This is a genomic window from Pseudomonas sp. 1L-B-1-E-C1 (genome assembly GCF_057291835.1).
The window spans coordinates 366,008-388,549 of record NZ_JBXAWN010000003.1; the positions used below are offsets into that span (position 1 = coordinate 366,008).

The following is a 22,542-nucleotide window of genomic DNA, read 5'->3' on the forward strand; positions in this document are numbered from 1 at the left end:
TCCCTTAGTAAACGTCGTGCTTGTGAGCCTTGGATGGCTGCTTTTGCGAAGACTGGGCTTGTTCGGCCGGGTCCTGATCGTCATCCGGCAGGTACAGCGGGCCCTTTTGACCACAGGCCGAAACGAGGCAGGCAACCGCGACGAGCGCAGCAAGGGAAGAGATCAGGCGCTTCATGGCGAAATCCTTGAAAATGCGTTAATTGCGCCGGAGTATACCGGCCACCCGGCAGCTTGCCTATGCGAGGGGGTTCCCGTCCGGCGGGGCTCCTGTGATGCGCATCATCCCTGTGGGAGCGAGCCTGCTCGCGAAGGCGTCGGCAAATTCAACAGGCTCGTTGCCTGACACACCGCTTTCGCGAGCAGGCTCGCTCCCACTGGGGCGGTGTTGAATGGGACGACAGGTGCTTGGTCGTTAATCTTTGCAATCGGCCGGCAGCGTCCGTATCTTTCGGCGCTTGAGCCTGATCAGACATTTTTGAGGTTGCCGCAATGAGTTTGTCCGAAGCCCGTTTCCACGATCTGGTCGATGAAACCCAGGAAAAACTGGAAGACATATTTGACGAAAGCGATCTGGACATCGATCTGGAAAGCTCGGCCGGCGTGCTGACGGTCAAATTCGAAAACGGCAGCCAGTTGATCTTCAGCCGCCAGGAACCCTTGCGGCAGCTTTGGCTGGCGGCGGTGTCCGGTGGCTTCCACTTCGACTACGACGAAGAAAGCGGGCGCTGGATGTGCGACAAGAGCGAAGAGCAGTTGGGCGAAATGCTCGAACGCATCGTCAAGCAGCAGGCTGACGCCGAATTCGATTTCGAAGGTCTGTGATTCGTGACTGACGCAGCGCCTGTTCGTCCGCCAAAACCGCTTTACAGCAACGTCAGCCCGGCGGTGCCTTCGCCGTGCACGGGCGTCTGTCGACTGGACGAACAGAAAGTCTGTCTCGGCTGTGCACGTCACGTCGAAGACATTCGCGAATGGCGCTCGGCGGATGATCAGCGGCGTCGGGTCATCGTCGCCCAGGCGTCACAGCGCAAGCAGTCCAGTGGGGCGTGACTTGTATATTTTTTGAGCTGTGATAGTGTCCGCGAACGCCTCAAACCACCGAGGCACGGTGAAAACCCCGTCTTTTTTGGCGGGGTTTTGCTTTTTTTGTGCAGAAGAAAGGAGTCTGCCTGGATCATGACCGCACCTTCCATCACCCTTACCCGTCTGGACGTGCAACGTCTGGAACGCCTGATCGACAGCCTGAGCGACAAAGACCAGGCTGCGCCGGGCGTGATTGCGCTGCAAACCGAACTGGACCGCGCCGACACCGTGGTTGGTCACGAGGAAGTGCCCGCCGATGTCGTGACCATGAATTCCCGTGTGCATTGCCGCGAAGAAGGCAGTGGCAAGGATTACCACCTGACGCTGGTCTACCCCAAGGACGCCAACGCCGACGAAGGCAAGATTTCCATTCTGGCCCCGGTCGGCAGTGCACTGCTGGGCCTGAAGGTCGGTCAGCACATCGACTGGCCGGCGCCGGGCGGCAAGTCGCTGAAACTGACCTTGCTGGAGGTGGAATCGCAACCGGTCAACGGCGGCGCCTTTCCCGAATAAAACCCCTGCCTCAAACCTGTTCGAGCGCATCGTTCAAAGAGCGCTCCAGGTCCGCCTTGTAGCGCAGATACAGATTGCTTGAACTGTGCCCGTCACCGAGCAGACCCGATAGGTCGAGGTCGGTGATGTAGCAGCGATAGCGCTCGGTCTCGCGGCGCTGCTCGACGATCTCCCGGGCGACCACGCTGAACAGCTGGTCGCCATGTTCCAGTTCGCTGAATTCCCGCTGATTGCAATACAGGGTCACCTGCACTTCGCCGGGCGCGGCTTTGCCGATGATCGCCTGCACGTCGTAGAACGGTTTGTTCACCGGCGTCTGCGGTGCCGGGCGGGTTTCGACCCTGCGTGAGCGTCCCGGGCCTGACAGCTGGTAATACAAAGTCTCGGGACTGCTCGCCGGACCACCGTCCATCGGCAATTGGGCTTCACGGCGGTACTGGATCGATTGCAGAAAACGCTGCAACGGCACCAGCAGACTCTGTTCGTCGTGGTACGGCAACTGCTGGTGCCACAAGGCATTGAATTCATCCAGCACGTACAGCTCGGCCTGCTGTTCGCTGATGCGATAGAACACCTGAATGCACTCGGGCTGACCCATCGGCAGAATCAGCGCCAGGTCGTGATCCTCGAGTGCCATCGGGTCCAGGTGCAGTGGGCTGTAGCGCGGTTGTTCTTCGCCCAGATAATCGAGCAGTGCCGGCAGGGTGGCAAGGGCGACATGGTTGACCTGACCCGGCACCAGCTCCAGCACGTGATAGTGCTGCTGCACCTGAATCAGGTAGCGATGATTCAAATCACTGAGCAACAGGGTCTGCGCGGTATCGACGATTTCTTCGACGCGGCGGGCAATGAATTGCGCGCGGTTGTGGCAGAAGCAGCGCACCTTCAGCGACGGCTGCACCGAGCCGCGCGGCAGGTTGTTGAGGTAATCGCGCAAGCAATCGAGCAGTGCGTGCGGGCCGTCGAAACGATTGACCAGCACTTCGTTCCAGCTGTTGAGCGTGACCTGATCGAGGGTCAGTACGAGGTTTTCGCGCACGCCGGCATAGCTCAGCGAGTCGGTGCGCTCGGTGGTCATCAGGATGTTCAGATCGCGATGATGCTTGAGCGGGTCGACGCCGACGTTGATCAACATCAGCACTTCGCTGGGCACAGCGCCACGCAGCAAGGGCTCTTCGGCCAGGGTGGGCAACGGCAGGGCGATGCACTGCTGCAGGCTGCCGAGCAGGTTGAACAGCTCGAACTCGCTCAGGTCGCTGGTGCCCGGATGCAGGGCCAGACGGGTGCTGCTGTCGATCACGCCGTTGCGGTGGCACCAGGTCAGCAGTTCAAGCAGTTCGCGACTGCGTTTGATCGGCGCAAAGTTTTCCCACTCCAGCGCTGTCAGGCTACCGTTGTACAGGCCCCACTGGGTCTGCCCCGGCTCTTTTTTGTTGGGCGACTGCACCAGGGTCAGGGTGTCTTCGGCCAGATCCGGGGCGATGCCCGGATTGATGAACTCGACCTTGTCGGCCTTGCGCTCGAACGCCGCATAAAGGCGCCGGCCGAGGACATTCAGGTCGCGCTTGTTGATCAGGCTGACGGTCTGTTCGCTGCGGGCGAACTGGGTCAGGAAGCGATAGCTGTAATTGAGCTCGTTGACCAGCGCGCGACGCTCGGCGCTGACCTGGCGGACTTTCCACTGACTGCGACTGTCGAGCAGCGCCAGTTGCCGCTGATCCCAGTGCCACTCGCTGGCCAGGCGTTCGAGCAGTGCCCGTTGCCAGCCCTGGCTGCGGCTGTTGCCGGTGAGTTTGCGGTTGACCTTCAGATACAGCGCGCGACGCACCAGTTCAAGCCGTTCCGGCTCGTTGCGGGCGATGAGGTATTCCTCGATACGCCGATACACGACCATGTACGGGTCCAGCTCATCGAGATCGAGCTGGTTGGCGAACACGGCGTTCTTGAAGCGCAGACTCAGGCACTGCACGTGCGGGTGTTCGCTGGCGTACACCTCGGTCAGCAGCAGTTTGAGCACTGACTTGTAAGGTGACTCGATGCCTTTGAACAACTGCCACAACCCGGCACCGATGAATTCTCCGGGCGGAATCGTCGCCAGCGGCCCGAGATCCAGGGTTTCGTCTGCACGAATAAAGCGTTTGGACAGCAGGGTATGGGTGTAATCGTCGTAGGCCGTTTCTTCGTAAACCGGCACCAGCCACCAGATTGGCGTGCGCCCGGCCAGCCAGATCGCCGTGCGGTAAAACTCGTCGAGCAGCAGATAGTGCTGGGTGCTGCCGCAGTTTTCCGAACTGAGCTGGGCGTCTCGTTCCCCCTTGATGAATCGAGCTGGGTCGATCAGGAAGAAATGCGCCTCGGCGCCCTGGCTCGCGGCCCAGGTTTCCAGCAACTGGCATTTCCTGGTCAGCTCTGCGAGTTCGCTTTCGCTCAGATCGGGCGCATGGCAGACCCACACGTCCATGTCGCTCTGATCGGCCTGGGCCAGCGTGCCGAGGCTGCCCATCAGGAACAGGCCGTGAATCGGCCGCGGCGGGTTACTGCCATGTCGCGGTTTGTAGGAGAACGAGCGGGTGAGGCGCTGCGCCTCGGTCAGCGCATTGGCGTCCGGCTCATAGTTGGACAAGCCGGCCGGCGTACTGCCCGAGACATAGCCCGGCAGCAGCGGATGATTGACGTGGAAGAACAGCGGCAACAGTGTCAGCACGCTTTGCTGGCGCGTCGACAAGCCTTCGAGTGCACGGCCGAGGCGGCCTTCATTGAGTTTGAGAAAACGTGCGCGCAGTTGGCTGAGTACCTTGCGGTCGATGCCTTCGTCCAGGTCGGGGCGGATTTCGTGGGTGCGCGTCATGTCAGCTCAAACCGGCTTGCAGGCTCGGACGAAGAGGGTCTTGGAATGGCCGCAGTTTAGCCTCTGCGCGGCAGGACGTTTAAGCTGAATTTGTTTTTTGACGGCAGATTTTTTATCGACAGCGATCAGGCGGGCCCGCGGAAATCCCGTGGCAGGAGTTCCCGTGGGCAAAGTGAGAAAAAATCAGGCGGTTTCCTGCTCTCTCAGAATCGTCAGTACGGTCTGCACATTTTGCGCGGCATCGCGGCCAAGGCTGGTCAGATACCCGCCATCAGGCTGGTCGGTGAGTTCTTTTTCGAAGAGGCGTTTGGCGGCGGCTATGTGTTTCGGGGCAGCGGTCTGATGAATTTTCAGACCTTCCTGGGAACTGTCCAGGTTGAAGAGTGCAAGGACTTCCAGTTCGGCAACCAACTCAGGGGTAAGCGACATAAGGACTCCAGACTTTCTAGGAATTGGACGACAGCGCCCCTAAGGTGAACCCGCTGGTGCGGCATGTCCAGTGCTCGGATCAGGGATTTTGTCTTGAGGCGAATTCCAGTGTAGTCCGCATAAAAAAGATCGCAGCCTTCGGCAGCTCCTACATGGGATCCGTGTAGGAGCTGCCGAAGGCTGCGATCTTTTGATCTTAATGTTTTTCCGGTGGCAGCTCTGGCAAAGCGCGCAAGGCCGTTTCGTACCACTGGGTGTCGAACGGGCGATCTTCATCGAGCATCGCGTCAATCTCGAAAGCCAGCACGTGGGCCATCAGATTGAGGATCTCCTCACGTTCCATGCCGACCAGCGTCAGCTTGTTCAACGTCGCCTTCGCCGCCGGCGGGTTGTCGCTTTCGATCTGGTTTTCGATGGCTTCGATCAGCGTCGCTTCGGTGAATGCTTCTTCGTCGTCATCGTTGACGATATCTGTCGGCTCGCTCATGGCAGGCTCCTCAGGGAAAGGCGCCAGTTTACCCGCATTCAGCGGCGTGATGCTGCTGGCGGGAAACGCCGCGGCGATCTATAAACAGGCACTGCCCACCCCGCACGGCCTGGAGGCTCTGTGATGTTCAAGCTCTACGGATTCGCTGTCAGTAACTACTACAACATGGTCAAACTGGCGCTGCTGGAAAAAGGCCTGCCCTTCGAAGAGGTGACCTTCTATCCGACGCAAACCCCGGAGTCACTGGCCATCAGCCCGCGCGGCAAGGTCCCGGTGCTGGGCGTCGACGCCGGTTACATCAACGAAACCGCGATCATCCTCGAATACCTCGAACAATCACAGCAGGGCACGCCGCTCCTGCCGAGCGATCCCTTCGAACGCGCGCAGGTATTGGCGATTGCCAAGGAGATCGAGTTGTACATCGAGTTGCCGGGGCGTGCCTGTTATGGCGAGGCGTTTTTCGGTGTGACATTGCCGGAGCCGATCAAGGAGAAGACCCGGACCGAATTGCTGTTGGGCTTTGCTGCGTTGGGCCGTCACGGCAAGTTCGCCCCGTATGTGGCCGGCGACACTTTGAGCATTGCCGATCTGTATTTCCTCTACAGCGTGCCGCTGGCCTGTGCGGTCGGGCAGAAGCTGTTCGGGATCGATCTGCTGGCCGAGATGCCGCAGGCGAAAGCCTTGCTCGAACGACTTGAGCAGAATCCGCATGTGCAGCAGATTGCAGCGGACAAGGATGCGGCGATGCCGGCGTTTTTGGCGATGGTGGCTGCCAAGAAGTGAGTGTTGTAGCGCTCTGAAGGAAGCCTTCGCGAGCAGGCTCGCTCCCACATTGAATCGGTGGTGAACACAAATTTTGTGAACATCCCGAATCCCTGTGGGAGCGAGCCTGCTCGCGAAGCTTTTTTGACTTTTAGCGGCTGGCAATCAACGCCTGACCGCGAGCCACTGCAGCTTTCACCTGCGCTGGCGCCGTCCCGCCGATATGGTCGCGAGCGTTCACCGAGCCTTCGAGCGTCAGCACGGCAAATACGTCCTGCTCGATCTGATCGCTGAACTGACGCAGTTCTTCCAGACTCATTTCGGCCAGATCCTTGCCGGTGTCGACGCCGTATTTCACCGCGTGGCCAACGATTTCGTGGCAGTCGCGGAACGGCAGGCCACGGCGTACCAGGTAGTCCGCCAGGTCGGTCGCGGTGGAGAAACCACGCAGCGCCGCTTCGCGCATGATCGCGTGTTTCGGCTTGATCGCCGGGATCATGTCAGCAAAAGCGCGCAGCGAATCGCGCAGGGTGTCGGCGGCGTCGAACAGCGGTTCCTTGTCTTCCTGATTGTCCTTGTTGTAGGCCAGCGGCTGGCCTTTCATCAGGGTCAGCAGGCCCATCAGCGCACCGAAGGCGCGGCCGGTCTTGCCGCGCACCAGCTCTGGCACGTCGGGGTTTTTCTTTTGCGGCATGATCGAGCTGCCGGTGCAGAAACGGTCCGGCAGATCGATGAACTGGAACTGCGCGCTGGTCCACAGCACCAGCTCTTCGGAGAAGCGCGACAGGTGCATCATCGCGATGCTCGCGGCCGAGCAGAATTCGATGGCGAAGTCGCGATCGGAAACGTTGTCCAGCGAGTTGCCGCCGACGGCGTCGAAGCCGAGCAGCTGCGCAGTGTATTCGCGGTCGATCGGGTAGGTGGTGCCGGCCAGCGCGGCGCTGCCCAGCGGCATGCGGTTGGTGCGTTTGCGGCAGTCGACCAGGCGCTCGTAGTCGCGGCTGAGCATTTCGAACCACGCCAGCATGTGGTGCCCGAAGGTCACTGGCTGCGCAGTCTGCAGGTGGGTGAAGCCGGGCATGATGCTCGCCGCTTCACGTTCGGCCTGCTCCAGCAGGCCTTTTTGCAGGCGGGTGATCTCGGCGAGGATCAGGTCGATTTCGTCACGCAGCCACAGGCGGATGTCGGTGGCAACCTGGTCGTTGCGGCTGCGCCCGGTGTGGAGCTTTTTACCGGTGACGCCGATGCGGTCGGTCAGGCGTGCTTCGATGTTCATGTGCACGTCTTCGAGGTCGACGCGCCAGTCGAACTGGCCGGCCTCGATTTCGCCCTGAATGGTGTTCAGGCCATCGATGATGCTGTCGCGCTCGGCATCGGTCAGCACGCCGACCCGGGCCAGCATGGTGGCGTGGGCGATCGAGCCCATGATGTCGTGGCGATACAGGCGCTGGTCGAAAGTGACGGAGGCGGTGAAGCGGGCGACGAAGGCGTCGACGGGTTCACTGAAGCGGCCGCCCCAGGACTGATTGGTCTTGTCAGTGCTCATGAATTCGCTCGTATCGGCTTGAAGAAATGGCGTAAACGCTGGCGCGGATGATAACAGGGTTGCCAATCCTGTCGCTGACAGCGGTAGGCAGGTTTTTTTCCTCGGGTGTCAGGTATGGCGGGAGCTGTTCGCAAGGAATTTACAAAAGGATATTTTTTGATTGAGCAATATCGTTCCGACGAACGTCTACAGTGGACATAAGGGTCGGTGCGAATGCGGATCATGCAAAGGTCTGGCCGCCGACTATAAGAAGAGGGGGGCGGGTGAAGTTGTACAACGGTCATCCACCGTGAGAAACGCAGGAAACAGTGGGCTCTGAGCGGTACGACCCGGACGCTGGCAAATATTGCTGGCCGACGTACGGCACTTTTTGGCGCTCGGGCTAGTCTTAGCGTGGATCGCGGTGACGGACGTCACTACACCTGTCTACGCTATCCTTGTGCGAGACTCACGCAGGAATCCAGCGCAATATGAATGTCCTGATCGTTGATGACGAACCCCTGGCTCGCGAGCGCCTAAGCCGTATGGTGAGCGAGCTCGAGGGTTACACAGTCCTGGAGCCCAGTGCCACGAATGGCGAGGAGGCGTTAGCGCTGATCGACAGCCACAAGCCGGATATCGTGCTGCTCGATATCCGCATGCCGGGCCTCGATGGCCTGCAGGTTGCTGCCCGACTGTGCGAACGAGAGACGCCGCCGGCCGTGGTGTTTTGCACCAGTCCCGATGAATTTGCCGTGGAAGCCCTGCAGGCCAGCGCCGTGGGCTATGTGGTGAAACCTGTGCGAACCGAACCCTTGCATGACGCCCTGAAGCGGGCCGACCGTCCCAACCGGGCGCAACTCTCGGCCCTGACCCGTCCCGCTGCCGAGAGTGGCAACGGCCCACGCAGCCACATCAGCGCGCGCACCCGCAAAGGCATCGAGCTGATTCCGCTGGATCAGGTGGTCTACTTTATCGCCGACCACAAATACGTGACCCTGCGTCACGAGGCCGGCGAGGTGCTGCTCGACGAACCCCTCAAAGCCCTCGAAGACGAATTCGGCGAACGCTTCGTGCGTATCCACCGCAATGCGCTGGTCGCCCGCGACCGCATCGAGCGATTGCAGCGCACACCACTGGGACATTTCCAGTTGTTCCTCAAAGGCCTCAATGGCGATGCGCTGATTGTCAGCCGTCGGCATGTCGCTGGCGTGCGCAAGATGATGCAGGGGCTTTGACCCGGTCGTCACCGGGCTTTTCACTTCTTTTACCCGGCATGGCAGGCCAGGGAGGCCACGCCGTTTTCTGATTCAGGTCAAAGTGGAATTGACTGAGCTGTTATTATCCGCCGTATCTATTCAGTACGGATTGTTCCATGTCCCCTCGCGAAATCCGCATCGCCACCCGTAAAAGTGCGCTGGCCCTCTGGCAGGCCGAATACGTCAAAGCCCGTCTGGAAGCGGCCCACCCGGGCTTGCTGGTGACGCTGGTGCCCATGGTCAGTCGCGGCGACAAGCTGCTCGACTCGCCACTGTCGAAGATCGGCGGCAAGGGCCTGTTCGTCAAGGAACTGGAAACCGCGCTGCTGGAAAACGAAGCCGACATCGCCGTGCATTCGATGAAAGACGTGCCGATGGACTTCCCTCAAGGCCTGGGCCTGTTCTGCATCTGCGAACGTGAAGACCCGCGCGATGCATTCGTCTCCAACACCTACGCAAGTCTTGAAGCGCTGCCGACCGGTGCCGTTGTCGGCACATCGAGCCTGCGTCGGCAGACCCAATTGCTGGCGCGTCGCCCGGATCTGCAGATCCGTTTCCTGCGCGGCAACGTCAATACCCGTCTGGCCAAGCTCGACGCCGGTGAGTACGACGCGATCATCCTCGCAGCGGCCGGCTTGATCCGCCTTGGTTTTGAAGATCGCATCACCTCGGCGATCAGTGTCGATGACAGTCTGCCGGCCGGTGGCCAGGGCGCGGTCGGTATCGAATGCCGCAGCGCCGACAACGAAATTCACGCCTTGCTCGCGCCTATGCATCACGCCGATACCGCTTCGCGCGTCAACGCCGAACGTGCTCTCAACAAACATCTCAACGGTGGCTGCCAAGTGCCGATCGCCTGCTACGCCGTGCTCGAAGGCGAGCAGTTGTGGTTGCGCGGTCTGGTCGGTGAGCCAAGCGGCGGCAAGCTGCTCAGCGCCGAAGCGCGCGCGCCGCGCGCTAACGCTGAAGCCTTGGGCGTGCAGGTCGCCGAAGACCTGCTCAAGCAGGGCGCCGACGACATTCTCAAAGCGGTATACGGCGAGGCGGGTCACGAGTGACCGGCTGGCGCCTGCTGCTGACGCGCCCTGCGGATGACTGTGCGGCGCTGGCCGAACAGCTGGCCGGGCAGGGGATTTTCAGCAGTTGCCTGCCGCTTTTGGACATTGTTCCGCTGCCGCTCTCTGACAGTATTCGTCAGTCGATCAGGCGATTGTCTGCCTGCAGCGCAGTGATCGTAGTCAGCAAACCGGCGGCGCGGATCGCGGTAGATCTGCTCAAGTGCGAAGGCTCGGCACCGTTGACCATGCCGTGGTTCAGCGTCGGCGCGGCGACCGCAGAGATTCTGCGCGAGGACGGTCTCGATGTGAACTTCCCGGCTGATGGCGATGACAGTGAAGCCTTGCTGCAACTGCCGCGTCTGCGCGAGGCGGTCAGCCAACCCGGTGCGCAGGTGATGATCCTGCGTGGCGAGGGTGGTCGGGAGCTGCTTGCCGAGCGCCTGCGCGCGCTTGGTGCTAGTGTCGAGTATCTGGAGTTGTATCGCCGCGACCTTCCAGCCTATCCGCCAAACGAGCTGCTACGGCGTATCGAAGCGGAACGCTTGAACGGGCTGGTGGTCAGCAGTGGACAGGGTTTCGAGCACCTGCGGCAGATGGCCGGCGATGCCTGGCCGCAGATCGCGCCGTTGCCGTTGTTTGTTCCAAGCCCGAGGGTCGCCGAGCTGGCACGTGCCGCCGGCGCTCAAACAGTTGTGGATTGCCGCGGCGCGAATGCCGCGGCTTTGCTGACGGCGTTACGGGAATTTCCGGTGCCGTTTTCTAATGCAAAGGATGGATACGTGAGCGAAACAGCCTTGCCAAAAGATGACGTCCAGCCTGCGCTCGATGCCCAGGTTGAAACTCCACCACCGGCCAAAGAGCCGCGCCGAGGCAATGGACTGGCGATTGTTGCCCTGCTCCTCGGCGCTGCCGGTGTCGCCATTGGTGGCTGGGGTGTCTGGCAGGTGCGCCACCTGCAGAGCAACACGCAACAGCAGTCGAGTCAGGTACAGGCGTTGAACGATCAGGCGCAGAGTCTGAAGCTCAACGAGCAACGTTTGACCGAGCGCCTGGCGCAGTTGCCCGGTGCTGACGAACTCGCCGAGCGCCAGCGTCTGGTGACGCAATTGCAGGGCGATCAACAGCGCCTCAATCAACGACTGGAAACCGTCCTCGGCGCCAGCCGCAAGGACTGGCGCCTGGCCGAGGCCGAGCACTTGCTGCGCCTGGCCAGCCTGCGCCTCTCGGCATTGCAGGACATCAGCAGCGCGCAGGCGCTGGTGCAGGGCGCTGACGAAATCCTTCGGGAACAGAATGATCCGGGTTCCTTCGCCGCACGCGAGCAAGTGGCGAAAACCCTGGTCGCCTTGCGCAGCACCGAACAGCCGGATCGCACCGGGCTGTTCCTGCGCCTGGGCGCGCTGCGCGATCAGGTCATCGATCTCACCGAGCTGGCGCCGGAGTACAAGGATCGCGGCGAGTCGCTGCTGGGCCTGACCGCCGACGGCGATGGCGCCAGTCGCTGGGCACAATGGTGGGACAAGGTTTCGCGCTATATCCGCATCGATTTCAACGCTGACAAGAACGTCAAACCGCTGTTGGCCGGACAGAGCCTGAGCCAGGTGCGCCTGGCCCTGAGTCTGGCGCTGGAACAGGCGCAGTGGGCGGCGCTCAACGGTCAGGCGCCGGTCTACACCCAGGCGCTGGCCGAGGCGCGCGATGTGCTCAAGGGCAATTTCAACCCGGACAACCCGCAAAGCAAAGTCATGCTGGAACAGGTCGCCGAGCTGAGCAAGGAGCCGGTCACCGTCAAGACTCCGGATTTGACCGGCACCTTGAGCGCGGTGCAGGGGTATCTGGAGCGGCGTAACGTCAATGCCGAAGAATCGGTGAAACCGTTCGCCAAGCCTGCCGCCAACCCGGCGCAGGAGGCGACTCCATGAAGCGCCTCTATGTCATCGTGTTTCTGGTCATCGCCGCGACGGCAGCGCTGGGCCTGGCGATCGCCGAGCATTCCGGTTACGTGCTGGTGGCGTACAAGAGTTTCCGCTACGAGTCGAGCCTGTGGGCAACGCTGGCAGTGATCGCGGTGCTGTGGCTGCTGTTCTGGGGCATCAAGGTGCTGGTCGAGCTGGTGATGACCTCCACCGGCGTCGTCAATCCGTGGTCGCGGCGTAATCGCAGCCGCCGCGTGCAAGTGGCGATCGAACACGGCCAACTGGATCTGGCCGAAGGACGCTGGGCCAGTGCGCAGCGGCATTTGACCCGTGCGGCGGAAGCCGAGCGCCAGCCACTGCTTTACTACCTCGGCGCCGCACGCGCGGCGAACGAGCAAGGTCAGTACGAAGAAAGCGATCGTTTGCTCGAGCGTGCACTGGAGCGTCAGCCGCAAGCCGAGTTGGCGATCGCCCTGAGTCATGCACAACTGCAGACCGATCGTGGCGACACCGATGGTGCACTGGTGACGTTGCAGGCCATGCATGAACGGCATCCACGCAGCGCACAAACACTGCGTCAATTGCAGCGTCTGTATCAGCAGCGTGGCGAGTGGTCGGCGGTGATTCGTCTGCTGCCAGAGTTGCGCAAGGACAAAGTGCTGCCGCCGGCAGAACTGGCTGAACTCGAGCGGCGTGCCTGGGGTGAAAACCTGTCGCTGGCCGCGCATCGCGAAGAAGACGGCACGGTCGGGCTGCAATCGCTCAAGCGTGCGTGGGAGCAGTTGACTTCGGCGCAACGTCAGGAAGCGCCCCTGGTGGTCGCCTATGCCGAGCAACTGCGCCAGCTTGGCGCTCAGGTCGAGGCCGAAGAAGTATTGCGTTCGGCACTCAAGCGCAAGTACGACAGTCACCTGGCTCGTCTGTATGGCCTGGTTCGTGGCAGTGATCCTGCGCGTCAGTTGCAGACTGCCGAAGGCTGGCTGAAGGAGCATTCGGCCGATCCAAGCCTGCTGTTGACCCTCGGGCGTCTGTGTCTGCAAACCAGTCTGTGGGGCAAGGCCCGTGATTATCTGGAAAGCAGTCTGCGTGTACAGCGCAATCCAGAAACCTGTGCGGAGTTGGCGCGTCTGCTTGCACAGCTCGGCGATACCGAGCGCAGCAATCAGTTGTTCCAGGAAGGTCTGGGGCTGCTGGACGAACGCCTGCTGGCCGCGCCTTTGCCTGTAGCGGCGAAGGTCTGAAGGGCGGGGGAGGTCACTCCCTCGCGAACTTTCAACCAGTGAAAATTCCTCTTCGTTGCTCCCTTGAGGCAAAGTCCTACAGCGTGCTTCATCGTTTCCTCTCGAACCTGTCGGGTTTTCCCTACACCTGTGGTGAACTGTCGGCAGGCCCTCGCCTTGAAAGGCTGACACGCTTTCCTCTACCGTAACCGTCTGTCTCTACTGTTACGGAAAAGCCATGTCGTTGGCCTGCTCACGCTCCTTGTTCTTCATGGCTTTCATTGCGGGGGCCTTTGCTCTGGGAGCTTCCTATTATCTCGAATACGCGATCGGTCTTACGCCATGCAGCCTGTGCCTGGTGCAGCGATTGTTCCTCACGTTGCTGTGCATCACCTGTGGCGTAGCAGCGGTGCACGGCCCCAGGCGCGTTGGCTTGTGGTGTTACTGGCTGTTTGCGCTGGGCGCCAGTCTGGGCGGTACCATGGCTGCGTGGCGCCAGGTATTGATCCAGAGTGATTCCATGCTGCAGCTGGTCAAATGCACGCCGGCGGTGGAGACGTTCTTCAGCGGGTTGCCGTGGATATGCGCCTTGCAACGGATGTTCAACGGTGGCGCCGATTGCGCGGAAATTTCCTGGACGCTGTTCGATTTGAGCATCCCGGAATGGAGTCTGCTGTTTTTTGTCGGCGTATCGATTCTTGCGGTCTATCAGTTGCTGCGTCTGATCTGGAGCGCTCTGCAACGACCGGTCAGCGACGAAGCGTCGCATCACGCGCTGGTCAGGGATTAAACACTTGTATGAACTTTATCTCCTGCGTACCTTGAAGCCATAGGCGTGCGGGCATAATCTGGCCGGCACGTGTCATTGGATTTATGTTGCTCGATGACGCTCTGCCCGATCGTCCACTAGTCAAATCAGAACAGCGGCGCGGGTGTGGAGCAGCATGACCCACAAGGGAAGAGAGATCGCCATGCTCGAAAGTTGTCAGAATGCTCAGGAACGTTGGGGTGGGGTTCATCTGCTGATCGACCGCTGGTTGCAGGAGCGTGAAGAGCTGATAGGCGCCTACGACAAACTCGGTGCGCAGCCTGAGTCGCTGTCCGAGAGTCGCAAGCCTTTGCAGGAGTTCTGCGGGGTGCTGGTCGATTACGTATCGGCGGGGCACTTCGAAATCTATGAACAGCTGACTGGCGAAGCCAAGGCGTTCAACGACAAGCGCGGTCTGGAACTCGCCGAAACGATCTACCCGCGCATCGATGTCATTACCGAGAAGCTGCTGGCCTTCAATGATCTGTGCGACGAAGGCAAGTGTGTCGCGGAGAAATTCAAGGAGCTCGGTGGCCTGTTGCACGAGCGTTTTGAACTTGAAGACTGCCTGATCGAAGTGCTGCACACGGCACACAAGGCAGAAGATCCGGTTCAGGCCTGATCGACATCCTGCATAAAAACGGTGCGCCGAAAACGCACCGTTTTTTTTGCCTGATCAACTCGTCGCGCCGCGTAATTCCACCTCAAATACCAGTGGCGTGAACGGCGCAATCAGGTCGCCGGCACCGTCGGCGCCATAGGCCTGATCCGATGGAATCACCAGTCGCCATTTCGCCCCTACCGGCATGTTCTGCAACGCGGTGCGCCAACCGGCGATCACGCTGTCGAGGTTGAACCATTGCGGCTGGGTGTTCTGATCGAACACGGTGCCGTCTGGCAGCTTGCCGATATACAGCACCTGCACTTTCCCGTCGGGGCCGGCCTTGGCGCCGGAGCCCGGAACCAGTTCAGTCATGAGGATGCCATCGGCCAGTTCCTTCACGCCCGGTCTGGCTTTTTCCGCGCTGAGAAAACGTTGCTCGTTTTCCATTGCGGCATCGCTCGATTGGCCTGAAGCCTGTTCGGCATTGCGCGATTCGTGGTCGGCGAGAATCTGTTCGATTCGCGCTTCACTCAACGCCAGTGGCTTGCCCTGATACGCCTGTTGCAGACCTTCGATCAGCGCCTGGATCTGCAATTGCGGCACCTCCTGACGCAGCCGCTCACCCAGGCTGGCACCGAGGCTATAAGCCAGGTCATGAGCATCGTTCGCCGTGGTTTTTTCATCGGCGTGAGCCAGCGAAAAAACCATGTATAGGGACAAAATAAAGTAGCGCGACATGGGCACTCTCCGACCTGAGATGCGGGGATTATGCCAGCGCGAACGTCTGCATCGGTGAACTGCTTTTTTCTCGGTGCAGAACATTTCGGCTGCGGTGCAACGCAACGGTGCAGATACTGTCAACATGCCCTAGCGGCGGTATCAGCAGAGGTCTAGTATGAGCCGCACTCACGTCAGCCAGGAGGTAAACCATGTCGGCCACCAAGAAGCCTGTAAATACTCCGTTGCACTTACTCCAACAACTGTCGGGCAGCTTGCTCGAGCATTTGGAAAACGCTTGCTCGCAAGCCTTGGCTGATGCTGAAAAACTGCTCGCCAAGCTGGAAAAACAGCGTGGCAAGGCGCAGGAAAAACTGCACAAGTCGCGCACCAAACTGCAAGACGCCGCCACCGCTGGCAAAGCCAAGGCGCAGAACAAAGCCAAGGCTTCGGTGAAAGAACTCGAAGACCTGCTCGATGCATTGAAAGATCGTCAGTCCGAAACCCGCAGCTACATTCTGCAACTCAAGCGTGATGCTCAGGAAAGCCTGAAACTGGCCCAGGGAGTTGGCCGCGTTCAGGAAGCAGTGGGCAAAGTATTGTCGTCGCGCTCGGCCAAACCGGCAGCGGCGCCAGCGAAGAAAGTCGCTGCCAAACCTGCTGCAAGCAAAGCTCCGGCGAAGACTGCTGCGGCCAAACCTGCTGCTGCGAGGGCCGCCGCCAAACCAGCGGCCAAGGCGCCGGTAAAAGCAGCTGCCAAGCCATTGGCGAAAACTGCAGCGAAGAAACCTGCTGCAGCGAGCGCGGCAAAACCGGCGGCTAAAACCACGGCGGCCAAACCTGCTGCAACCAAGCCAGCAGCGAAAACCACCGCTGCCAGATCAGCTGCAAAACCGGCCGCTACCAAAGCCGCGCCAGCGAAAACCGCAGCCGCCAGACCTGCTGCCAAAGCAGCGGCAAAACCTGCAGCCAAAACCGCCGCTGCGAAGCCTGCCGCCAAAACTGCTGTTAAACCGGCCGCCGCCAAATCTGCTGCGAAAGTGGCGGTAAAACCGGCTGCCAAACCAGCCGCAACATCGTCGGCAAAACCTGCGGCAAAAACCGCCGCGAAACCGGCCACCAAGCCTGCTGCGAAACCCGCTGCTGCCAAGCCTGCGACCGCAGCTGCAAAACCTGCTGCTGCAAAACCGGCCGCCAAGCCAGCCGCAAAACCAGCGGTGAAAAAGCCTGCAGCGGCCAAACCAGTCGCGACCAAACCGGCCACCGCTCCAGCGGCCAAGCCTGCCACTGCTGCTACCCCGGCTGCTCCAGCTGCGTCGGCACCCTCGTCCGCAGCTCACTCGACCCCTTCGACTGCGCCAGCGCCAGCCGCTTCGTCGAGCGCCAGCAACACCCCGACCAGCGCTTCCTAAGTGCCGGTTGCCGCGACGCGCAGCACATGCAGCGCGTCGCGGTTCGGGCTGGCCGCGTTGCCGGCCAGACCTTCAAGCCAGGTCACCGCACCTGCATCGTTACGCTTCCACTCCTGCGCCACACCTTCGAGCCGTGACAGCAAGGTACGCTCAGCTTCAAGCTCAAGTGATTTGATCTGCTCGCGCATACCCGCCACCACCGCATCATCGGCAGCCCGCGCTTTCCATTGCATGCGCAGAGTTCGCAGCGGTTGTACCACTTCGATATCCCAAGGCGCAGTCAGGGCCTTGAGCAGGCGCACGCGCGGTTCATCGCAGGCCACTGCGCGCTGCTCCAGCCACAAACCGCAGAGCAACAGGCAGACATTGGCGCCCGCCGTTTGCAATTGCAGGCAGGCATCTTCCACGCCCGGCCGGGCGTAGACATCAAGGGCAAAGCTCCACAGGTCAGAGGACATCGTGCTACTCGCGCCAGTTGTGAGCGAAGCTGGTAGACTCCGCCGCCATTATGATCCGACTTCAGAACCTGACTTTACAGCGTGGCCCGCAACGTCTGCTAGAAGACGCCGAGCTGACCCTGCACGCCGGCCACAAAGCCGGCCTCATCGGCGCCAACGGTGCCGGCAAATCCAGCCTGTTCGCGTTGCTGCGCGGCGAGTTGCACCCGGATTCGGGCGACTGCCTGCTGCCGGCCGACTGGCGCATTGCGCACATGCGTCAGGAGGTCGATACCCTCGAGCGCCTGGCGGTCGATTATGTGCTCGATGGCGACCTGCGTCTGCGCGAGGTGCAACGCGAGCTTGCCGCTGCCGAAGAGGCCCATGACGGCACTGCACTGGCGCGCCTGCATGCCGAGCTCGACAGCGCCGACGGTTACACCGCCGATGCGCGAGCGCGCAAGCTGCTCGCAGGACTCGGTTTCACCAATGAGCAGATGGATCGTCAGGTAGGAGATTTCTCCGGTGGCTGGCGGATGCGTCTGAATCTGGCGCAGGCGCTGATGTGCCCGTCGGATCTGCTGCTGCTCGACGAACCGACCAACCACTTGGACCTCGATGCGATCATCTGGCTCGAAGAGTGGCTGAAGAGTTATCCGGGTACCTTGCTGCTGATTTCCCACGACCGCGACTTCCTCGACGAAGTGGTCGATCACGTTGCGCATGTCGATCAGCGCAAACTGACCCTCTACCGTGGCGGTTACACCGCGTTCGAACGCGCCCGTGCCGAGCGTCTGGCCCAGCAGCAACAGGCCTACGAGAAGCAGCAGGCGCAGCGTGCGCACATGGAAAGCTACATCGCCCGCTTCAAGGCCCAGGCGACCAAGGCTCGTCAGGCGCAGAGCCGGATCAAGGCGCTGGAGCGCATGGAAGAGTTGTCGGCGGCCCACGTCGATTCGCCGTTCGACTTCGTCTTCCGCGAATCAACGAAGATTTCCAGCCCGCTGATCGACCTGTCCGATGCGCGCCTCGGTTATGGCGACAAGACCATCCTCGAGAAGGTCAAGCTGCAGCTGACCCCAGGCGCACGGATCGGTCTGCTCGGGCCGAACGGCGCGGGTAAGTCGACGCTGATCAAGAACCTCGCCGGCGAGCTTGAACCGCTGGCCGGGCGCTTGACCCGTGGTGAAAACACCGTGGTCGGCTACTTCGCCCAGCATCAGCTCGACTCGCTGGATTCCAAGGCCAGCCCGTTGCTGCACTTGCAGCGCCTGGCGCCGGGCGAGCGCGAGCAGACCCTGCGTGACTTCCTCGGCGGTTTCGACTTCCGTGGCGCGCGCATCGATGAGCCGGTGCTGAATTTCTCCGGTGGCGAGAAGGCCCGTCTGGCTCTCGCGTTGATCGCCTGGGAGCGGCCGAACCTGCTGCTGCTCGACGAACCGACCAACCACCTCGACCTGGAAATGCGCCTGGCGCTGACCATGGCCCTGCAGGAATTCAGCGGTGCGGTGCTGGTGGTGTCTCACGATCGGCACTTGCTCAAGAGCACCACCGACAACTTCTATCTGGTCGCCGACGGCAAGGTCGAAGAGTTCGATGGCGACCTCGAAGACTACGCGCGCTGGCTGGTGGAATACCGTCAGCGCAATGCGCCGGTCAGCAACACCCCGGTCAATCCAGACAAGACCGACAAGAAGGCTCAGCGCCAGGCAGCGGCAGCGTTGCGTCAGCAACTGGCGCCGCACAAGCGCGAGGCCGACAAGCTTGAAGCTGAACTGGGCAAGCTCCACGAGAAACTCGCCAAGGTCGATGCCAGCCTCGGTGACAGCGATATCTACGAGCCGGCGCGCAAGAACGAATTGCGTGATCTGCTCGCCGAACAGGCCAAGTTGAAGGTTCGTGAAGCCGAGCTGGAAGAAGCCTGGATGGAAGCGCTGGAAACCCTGGAAAGCATGCAGGCGGAGCTGGAGGCGTTGTCCTGATGGAAGCCTTCAAGCTGCCCTTCGCGGCCGTTTGGGTCGAACCGCTGTGGTTCACCGCGCAGATTCTGCTGATCCTGCTGGCGGGTTACCTGACTCAGCGTTTCGTCGCCAAAGGGCTGACTCGCCTGGGTGAGCGCTATCCGTTCCCGCCGCAGTTGCTGATGCCGCTGCGCGGCGTGTTGCGCTGGCTGATCATGGGCAGCGCGCTGCTATTCGTGCTCGAGCGCCTAGGCGTTTCGGCGACGGTGCTGTGGACGGCGCTGTCGGGTTTCGTTGCGGTGGCGGCGGTGGCGTTTTTCGCCATGTGGAGCGTGCTGTCCAACCTGCTCTGCGCGATTCTGATCTTCACCGTCGGACCGTTCCGCCTCGGCGATGTGGTCGAGCTGGTGGACACCACCGACAAGCCTGGCGTCAAAGGCCGGGTAATCGCGATCAATCTGCTCTACACCACGTTGGTCGAGGCTGAAGAACTCGGCACTGGCAGCGCCATGGTGCAGGTGCCGAACAGCCTGTTCTTCCAGCGTTCGGTGCGACGTTGGCGCGGGACGGATGTGTTTCCGTCGAGCGGGTTCGAGAAATAGATTTCAGGCAAGATCCAAAGATCGCAGCCTTCGGCAGCTCCTACATTTGGAATGCGATCCCTGTAGGAGCTGCCGAAGGCTGCGATCTTTGCTTTTAAGCCCAAAGCGCATTAGCTTGAGCGTCTGTCACGGTTCAGAGTCGAGGTATGCGATGGAGCTTCAAACATGGCTGGCATTTTTTGCCGCCTGCTGGGTGATCAGCCTGTCCCCGGGCGCGGGCGCCATCGCGTCGATGTCCAGCGGTCTGCAATACGGTTTCTGGCGCGGCTACTGGAATGCACTGGGCCTGCAAATCGGTCTGGCGGTGCAGATTGCAATTGTCGGCGCGGGCGTTGGCGCTGTGCTCACCGCTTCGGCCACAGCATTCCAGGCGATCAAATGGTTTGGTGTCGCCTATCTGGTTTACCTGGCGATCAAGCAATGGCGTGCGCTGCCCATGGACATGAGCGATGACGCCGCGGTACGGCCGATCGGCAAGCCGCTGGCGCTGGTATTTCGCGGCTTTCTGGTGAACATCAGCAACCCCAAGGCGCTGGTGTTCATGCTCGCGGTGCTGCCGCAGTTCATCAATCCCCATGCGCCGCTGCTGATGCAGTATGTGGTGATTGGCATGACCATGGTGGTCGTCGATCTGATCGTCATGGCCGGCTACACCGGGCTGGCGTCGAAGGTGCTGCGCCTGTTGCGCACGCCCAAGCAACAGAAGCGCATGAACCGCACCTTTGCCGGGCTGTTCATTGGCGCGGCAGCATTCATGGCGACGTTGCGCAAAGCGCCGGTGTAAACCGCTCAGGCAGAAAAAAGGCGACCTCGCAGGTCGCCTTTTTTGTTTATCCTGTCTCGTCCTGAATAAGGTTTACACCTTCTGGCTTCTTATCAGGAAGGTGCAATGGATACGAGCGCAAAACGTAGTCAGCGCGATTACACGCTGACTTTTAAATTGTCGGTTGTCGACCAAGTAGAAAAAGGCGAGTTGAGTTATAAAGAGGCTCAGCGGCGTTATGGGATTCAAGGTCGGTCGACGGTGTTGGTCTGGTTACGCAAGCATGGTCGACAAGATTGGAGCCATGGCGCCTCCATTCGCACCCAGAGGACTCGACCGATGGACGAGTCAACTTTGCCTTTGACCCCCGAGCAGAGAATCAAAGAGCTTGAGGAGCAACTGGCACTAGCAAATCAGAAAGCCAGATTCTTTGAAGATGTGGTTGATGTCCTGAAGAATGACTACGGCGTATCCATTGTAAAAAAGCGGCCCGGCAAGTCGTTGCGCAAACCCAAACCCTGAGTGTCAGCAGGGCTTGCCAGTTTATGGGGATCAGTCGCCAAGCTTTTTACAAGCGTGATCGCGTCTATCGGGCGCGAGTCGATCAAGATCAGAAACTCATCAAGTTTGTGCAGGCAATCCGGGTGCGCCAACCCTGCATTGGCGCACGCAAGCTCCAGTCATTGATGCACGCGGAGCATGAGAAACCTGAGTTGCATGTTGGCAGGGATCGCTTGTTTGAAGTGCTGCGCGAGCACCGGCAGTTGGTTCGCAGGAAACGGGCGTATCACAAGACGACCGACAGCCATCATCACTTTCGCTGCCATCCCAATTTGCTAAAACCAGGCCCGCAGCAAGTCGTTGCAACCGGTCCGGAACAGGTCTGGGTGGCCGATATTACTTACCTGTCCACCAAACGTGACGATCCGGTCTAGCTGAGCCTGGTCACAGATGCCTTCTCAAGAAAAATTGTCGGTTATCACGTGCATGGCAGCCTGCACGCCGACTCGGTGGCCCAAGCCTTACGCATGGCGTTAAAGACACGTCGAACACGTCAGAAACTGGTCCATCACTCGGATCGAGGTGTCCAGTACTGCTCGGCGCTGTATCAAAAGCTCCACGCCAAGCATGGCATCACGTGTTCGATGACGGATGGCTACGACTGCTACCAAAACGCCTTGGCAGAGCGGGTCAACGGCATCTTGAAAACAGAACTATTACTCCACCGGCCGACAGACTTGGCGCAAGCGGAGCAAATGGTGCGAGAAGCGATCCTGATCTACAACCAGGAACGCCCGCACCTGTCCTTAAAATACAAAACGCCCGATGCGGTGCATCGGGCGTTGGGGTGAAACAGGTGTAAACCTATTTCAGGACTAGACATCCCGGTCAGTCAGCGCAGGATCACCGGCGCCGTATCGCGCGGCAGGTTGTTGCGCTGCGGTGCCTCCCGCGGTTGCTCGTAACCGCCGCCACCGAGCTGCATGCTCAGTTGCCCGGCCACGTCTTCACCCAACGCTTTGGATACGTCACGCACGACCCGAGGGCGGTTGAGCGAGATCTTGATGTCGCGATGGTTCACCAGCTTGGTGTCCTGCGCTTCGCCCATCGCCGTGAAGGCCGAGGTGATCTCGTAGGTCTTGGTGTTGATCAGGCTGAAATCCGCCACCAGTGTCAGGCCCAGCACCGCCGAATAGCTGTCGGTATTCGCCAGCTCGTTGATGTCCTGGGTGAAGTCGATGTCGGACACCGTGCCGAACAGCACGTAGTCGGCGCCTTTGAAATTGCCGGCCTTGATGCGTTTGATCACGTCGTACACATCGCCCTTGGACGAGGCTGTGTACGGTGTGCCCTGCACCAGCTGGAACATGCCGGTACGCAGGATTTCACCCTTGATGTCGCCGGTGAATTTACGCAACTCGCCCTGTTCGATGTAGCTGGTGGTCGCTTCGATCTCGTTGTAACTCGAAGAACCGCTGGCGCTGTAGTAGCTCTCGCGGTGATTGCTCTGCGCTGAAACGATGTGGATGAATTGCTCCACGCGCTCCTGATACGCCAGATCCGTCACCGCTACCTTCGGGGCCGCCTGCGCGCTGAACGCGCAAGCCAGGGCCATCATGCCGATCCATGTGCGCATC

Annotated in this window: 22 protein-coding genes and 3 pseudogenes; 17 read left to right on the forward strand and 8 right to left on the reverse strand. The window is 60.5% G+C overall.

Translation table 11 applies throughout. The annotated features are described in order from the left end of the window. Positions 1-4 precede the first annotated feature (4 nt). Positions 5-175: an LPS translocon maturation chaperone LptM gene (lptM, locus tag AC0Z4S_RS07940; protein WP_016772589.1), complete on the reverse strand. Its 171-nt coding sequence runs from the start codon at positions 173-175 to the stop codon at positions 5-7. Between the two features lie 314 nt (positions 176-489). Here lptM and cyaY point away from each other — a divergent pair, with 314 nt between their 5' ends. The 3 genes from cyaY (at position 490) to rnk (ending at position 1,596) form a co-directional block, all read left to right on the forward strand. Further along, the gene (cyaY, locus tag AC0Z4S_RS07945) at positions 490-822 is read left to right on the forward strand and encodes an iron donor protein CyaY (RefSeq protein ID WP_253497108.1); all 333 of its coding nucleotides are present in this window, start codon (positions 490-492) and stop codon (positions 820-822) included. 3 nt (positions 823-825) lie between these two features. Then, the gene (locus tag AC0Z4S_RS07950) at positions 826-1,050 is read left to right on the forward strand and encodes a DUF1289 domain-containing protein (protein WP_064364658.1); all 225 of its coding nucleotides are present in this window, start codon (positions 826-828) and stop codon (positions 1,048-1,050) included. Positions 1,051-1,176: 126 nt separating this feature from the next. Beyond that, positions 1,177-1,596 (forward strand): nucleoside diphosphate kinase regulator, encoded by a 420-nt coding sequence (rnk, locus tag AC0Z4S_RS07955; RefSeq protein WP_485622610.1) that lies wholly within the window; start codon positions 1,177-1,179, stop codon positions 1,594-1,596. A 10-nt stretch (positions 1,597-1,606) separates the two neighbouring features. On the opposite strand, the gene AC0Z4S_RS07960 is transcribed toward rnk, so the two are convergent. From AC0Z4S_RS07960 to AC0Z4S_RS07970, 3 genes are all read right to left on the reverse strand, one after another. After that, entirely contained in the window at positions 1,607-4,444 is a 2,838-nt protein-coding gene (locus tag AC0Z4S_RS07960) for a class I adenylate cyclase (RefSeq protein WP_485622611.1), read from the reverse strand. 183 nt (positions 4,445-4,627) lie between these two features. Then, the gene (locus AC0Z4S_RS07965) at positions 4,628-4,873 is read right to left on the reverse strand and encodes a TIGR02647 family protein (RefSeq protein ID WP_003229392.1); all 246 of its coding nucleotides are present in this window, start codon (positions 4,871-4,873) and stop codon (positions 4,628-4,630) included. 196 nt (positions 4,874-5,069) lie between these two features. Next, entirely contained in the window at positions 5,070-5,360 is a 291-nt protein-coding gene (locus AC0Z4S_RS07970) for a hypothetical protein (RefSeq protein ID WP_485622612.1), read from the reverse strand. 123 nt (positions 5,361-5,483) lie between these two features. Between AC0Z4S_RS07970 and AC0Z4S_RS07975 the strand changes: the two genes are divergently transcribed. Further along, positions 5,484-6,143 carry a glutathione S-transferase family protein gene (locus AC0Z4S_RS07975; protein WP_485622613.1) on the forward strand — a complete coding sequence of 220 codons (660 nt, stop codon included), beginning with the start codon at positions 5,484-5,486 and terminating at the stop codon, positions 6,141-6,143. A 130-nt stretch (positions 6,144-6,273) separates the two neighbouring features. On the opposite strand, the gene argH is transcribed toward AC0Z4S_RS07975, so the two are convergent. Then, the gene (gene argH, locus AC0Z4S_RS07980) at positions 6,274-7,668 is read right to left on the reverse strand and encodes an argininosuccinate lyase (RefSeq protein WP_485622614.1); all 1,395 of its coding nucleotides are present in this window, start codon (positions 7,666-7,668) and stop codon (positions 6,274-6,276) included. A gap of 312 nt (positions 7,669-7,980) precedes the next feature. Between argH and AC0Z4S_RS07985 the strand changes: the two are divergent. The 8 genes and pseudogenes from AC0Z4S_RS07985 to AC0Z4S_RS08020 form a co-directional block, all read left to right on the forward strand. Next, a pseudogene (locus AC0Z4S_RS07985) lies at positions 7,981-8,142 on the forward strand (sensor histidine kinase); the annotation flags it as partial. Continuing rightward, positions 8,139-8,885 carry a LytR/AlgR family response regulator transcription factor gene (locus tag AC0Z4S_RS07990; RefSeq protein ID WP_485622615.1) on the forward strand — a complete coding sequence of 249 codons (747 nt, stop codon included), beginning with the start codon at positions 8,139-8,141 and terminating at the stop codon, positions 8,883-8,885. The pseudogene AC0Z4S_RS07985 and the gene AC0Z4S_RS07990, both read left to right, overlap by 4 nt. 137 nt (positions 8,886-9,022) lie before the next feature. Next, entirely contained in the window at positions 9,023-9,964 is a 942-nt protein-coding gene (hemC, locus tag AC0Z4S_RS07995) for a hydroxymethylbilane synthase (protein WP_485622616.1), read from the forward strand. Next, positions 9,961-10,707, forward strand: a pseudogene (locus tag AC0Z4S_RS08000) (uroporphyrinogen-III synthase); the annotation flags it as partial. The gene hemC and the pseudogene AC0Z4S_RS08000, both read left to right, overlap by 4 nt. Before the next feature lie 36 nt (positions 10,708-10,743). After that, positions 10,744-11,886 (forward strand): uroporphyrinogen-III C-methyltransferase, encoded by a 1,143-nt coding sequence (locus tag AC0Z4S_RS08005; RefSeq protein WP_485622648.1) that lies wholly within the window; start codon positions 10,744-10,746, stop codon positions 11,884-11,886. Beyond that, positions 11,883-13,121 (forward strand): heme biosynthesis HemY N-terminal domain-containing protein, encoded by a 1,239-nt coding sequence (locus tag AC0Z4S_RS08010; RefSeq protein WP_485622617.1) that lies wholly within the window; start codon positions 11,883-11,885, stop codon positions 13,119-13,121. The genes AC0Z4S_RS08005 and AC0Z4S_RS08010 overlap by 4 nt, the downstream gene beginning before the upstream one ends. 217 nt (positions 13,122-13,338) lie before the next feature. Further along, positions 13,339-13,890, forward strand: coding sequence for a disulfide bond formation protein B (locus AC0Z4S_RS08015; RefSeq protein ID WP_485622618.1), 552 nt, complete (start codon positions 13,339-13,341; stop codon positions 13,888-13,890). A 181-nt stretch (positions 13,891-14,071) separates the two neighbouring features. Continuing rightward, positions 14,072-14,530, forward strand: a complete 459-nt coding sequence (locus AC0Z4S_RS08020; protein WP_016772602.1) for an Rsd/AlgQ family anti-sigma factor — start codon at positions 14,072-14,074, stop codon at positions 14,528-14,530. 54 nt (positions 14,531-14,584) lie between these two features. Here AC0Z4S_RS08020 and AC0Z4S_RS08025 read toward each other — a convergent pair whose 3' ends face one another. Further along, entirely contained in the window at positions 14,585-15,250 is a 666-nt protein-coding gene (locus AC0Z4S_RS08025) for an FKBP-type peptidyl-prolyl cis-trans isomerase (RefSeq protein ID WP_485622619.1), read from the reverse strand. Between the two features lie 191 nt (positions 15,251-15,441). On the opposite strand from AC0Z4S_RS08025, the gene AC0Z4S_RS08030 reads away from it, so the two are divergent. Further along, positions 15,442-16,641 carry an AlgP family protein gene (locus tag AC0Z4S_RS08030; protein WP_485622620.1) on the forward strand — a complete coding sequence of 400 codons (1,200 nt, stop codon included), beginning with the start codon at positions 15,442-15,444 and terminating at the stop codon, positions 16,639-16,641. On the opposite strand, the gene AC0Z4S_RS08035 is transcribed toward AC0Z4S_RS08030, so the two are convergent. Then, on the reverse strand, positions 16,638-17,099 hold the full coding sequence (locus tag AC0Z4S_RS08035) for a TIGR02444 family protein (RefSeq protein WP_485622621.1): 462 nt from the start codon (positions 17,097-17,099) through the stop codon (positions 16,638-16,640). The genes AC0Z4S_RS08030 and AC0Z4S_RS08035 overlap by 4 nt on opposite strands. Before the next feature lie 50 nt (positions 17,100-17,149). Between AC0Z4S_RS08035 and AC0Z4S_RS08040 the strand changes: the two genes are divergently transcribed. From AC0Z4S_RS08040 to AC0Z4S_RS08055, 4 genes and pseudogenes are all read left to right on the forward strand, one after another. After that, entirely contained in the window at positions 17,150-19,060 is a 1,911-nt protein-coding gene (locus tag AC0Z4S_RS08040) for an ATP-binding cassette domain-containing protein (RefSeq protein WP_016772606.1), read from the forward strand. Beyond that, positions 19,060-19,641: a mechanosensitive ion channel family protein gene (locus AC0Z4S_RS08045; protein ID WP_024014760.1), complete on the forward strand. Its 582-nt coding sequence runs from the start codon at positions 19,060-19,062 to the stop codon at positions 19,639-19,641. The genes AC0Z4S_RS08040 and AC0Z4S_RS08045 overlap by 1 nt, the downstream gene beginning before the upstream one ends. A gap of 151 nt (positions 19,642-19,792) precedes the next feature. Further along, entirely contained in the window at positions 19,793-20,425 is a 633-nt protein-coding gene (rhtB, locus tag AC0Z4S_RS08050) for a homoserine/homoserine lactone efflux protein (RefSeq protein ID WP_485622622.1), read from the forward strand. 105 nt (positions 20,426-20,530) lie between these two features. Next, a pseudogene (locus AC0Z4S_RS08055) lies at positions 20,531-21,756 on the forward strand (IS3 family transposase). Positions 21,757-21,797: 41 nt separating this feature from the next. Here AC0Z4S_RS08055 and AC0Z4S_RS08060 read toward each other — a convergent pair. After that, positions 21,798-22,541, reverse strand: coding sequence for a penicillin-binding protein activator LpoB (locus AC0Z4S_RS08060; RefSeq protein WP_485622623.1), 744 nt, complete (start codon positions 22,539-22,541; stop codon positions 21,798-21,800). Position 22,542 lies beyond the last annotated feature (1 nt).

Coding starts and splice junctions, on each gene's coding strand:
- lptM (WP_016772589.1), bottom strand. CDS start 175: ATGAAGCGCCTGATCTCTTCCCTTGCTGCGCTCGTCGCGGTTGCCTGC.
- cyaY (WP_253497108.1), top strand. CDS start 490: ATGAGTTTGTCCGAAGCCCGTTTCCACGATCTGGTCGATGAAACCCAG.
- rnk (WP_485622610.1), top strand. CDS start 1,177: ATGACCGCACCTTCCATCACCCTTACCCGTCTGGACGTGCAACGTCTG.
- AC0Z4S_RS07960 (WP_485622611.1), bottom strand. CDS start 4,444: ATGACGCGCACCCACGAAATCCGCCCCGACCTGGACGAAGGCATCGAC.
- AC0Z4S_RS07965 (WP_003229392.1), bottom strand. CDS start 4,873: ATGTCGCTTACCCCTGAGTTGGTTGCCGAACTGGAAGTCCTTGCACTC.
- AC0Z4S_RS07970 (WP_485622612.1), bottom strand. CDS start 5,360: ATGAGCGAGCCGACAGATATCGTCAACGATGACGACGAAGAAGCATTC.
- AC0Z4S_RS07975 (WP_485622613.1), top strand. CDS start 5,484: ATGTTCAAGCTCTACGGATTCGCTGTCAGTAACTACTACAACATGGTC.
- argH (WP_485622614.1), bottom strand. CDS start 7,668: ATGAGCACTGACAAGACCAATCAGTCCTGGGGCGGCCGCTTCAGTGAA.
- AC0Z4S_RS07990 (WP_485622615.1), top strand. CDS start 8,139: ATGAATGTCCTGATCGTTGATGACGAACCCCTGGCTCGCGAGCGCCTA.
- hemC (WP_485622616.1), top strand. CDS start 9,023: ATGTCCCCTCGCGAAATCCGCATCGCCACCCGTAAAAGTGCGCTGGCC.
- AC0Z4S_RS08010 (WP_485622617.1), top strand. CDS start 11,883: ATGAAGCGCCTCTATGTCATCGTGTTTCTGGTCATCGCCGCGACGGCA.
- AC0Z4S_RS08015 (WP_485622618.1), top strand. CDS start 13,339: ATGTCGTTGGCCTGCTCACGCTCCTTGTTCTTCATGGCTTTCATTGCG.
- AC0Z4S_RS08020 (WP_016772602.1), top strand. CDS start 14,072: ATGCTCGAAAGTTGTCAGAATGCTCAGGAACGTTGGGGTGGGGTTCAT.
- AC0Z4S_RS08025 (WP_485622619.1), bottom strand. CDS start 15,250: ATGTCGCGCTACTTTATTTTGTCCCTATACATGGTTTTTTCGCTGGCT.
- AC0Z4S_RS08030 (WP_485622620.1), top strand. CDS start 15,442: ATGTCGGCCACCAAGAAGCCTGTAAATACTCCGTTGCACTTACTCCAA.
- AC0Z4S_RS08035 (WP_485622621.1), bottom strand. CDS start 17,099: ATGTCCTCTGACCTGTGGAGCTTTGCCCTTGATGTCTACGCCCGGCCG.
- AC0Z4S_RS08040 (WP_016772606.1), top strand. CDS start 17,150: ATGATCCGACTTCAGAACCTGACTTTACAGCGTGGCCCGCAACGTCTG.
- AC0Z4S_RS08045 (WP_024014760.1), top strand. CDS start 19,060: ATGGAAGCCTTCAAGCTGCCCTTCGCGGCCGTTTGGGTCGAACCGCTG.
- rhtB (WP_485622622.1), top strand. CDS start 19,793: ATGGAGCTTCAAACATGGCTGGCATTTTTTGCCGCCTGCTGGGTGATC.
- AC0Z4S_RS08060 (WP_485622623.1), bottom strand. CDS start 22,541: ATGCGCACATGGATCGGCATGATGGCCCTGGCTTGCGCGTTCAGCGCG.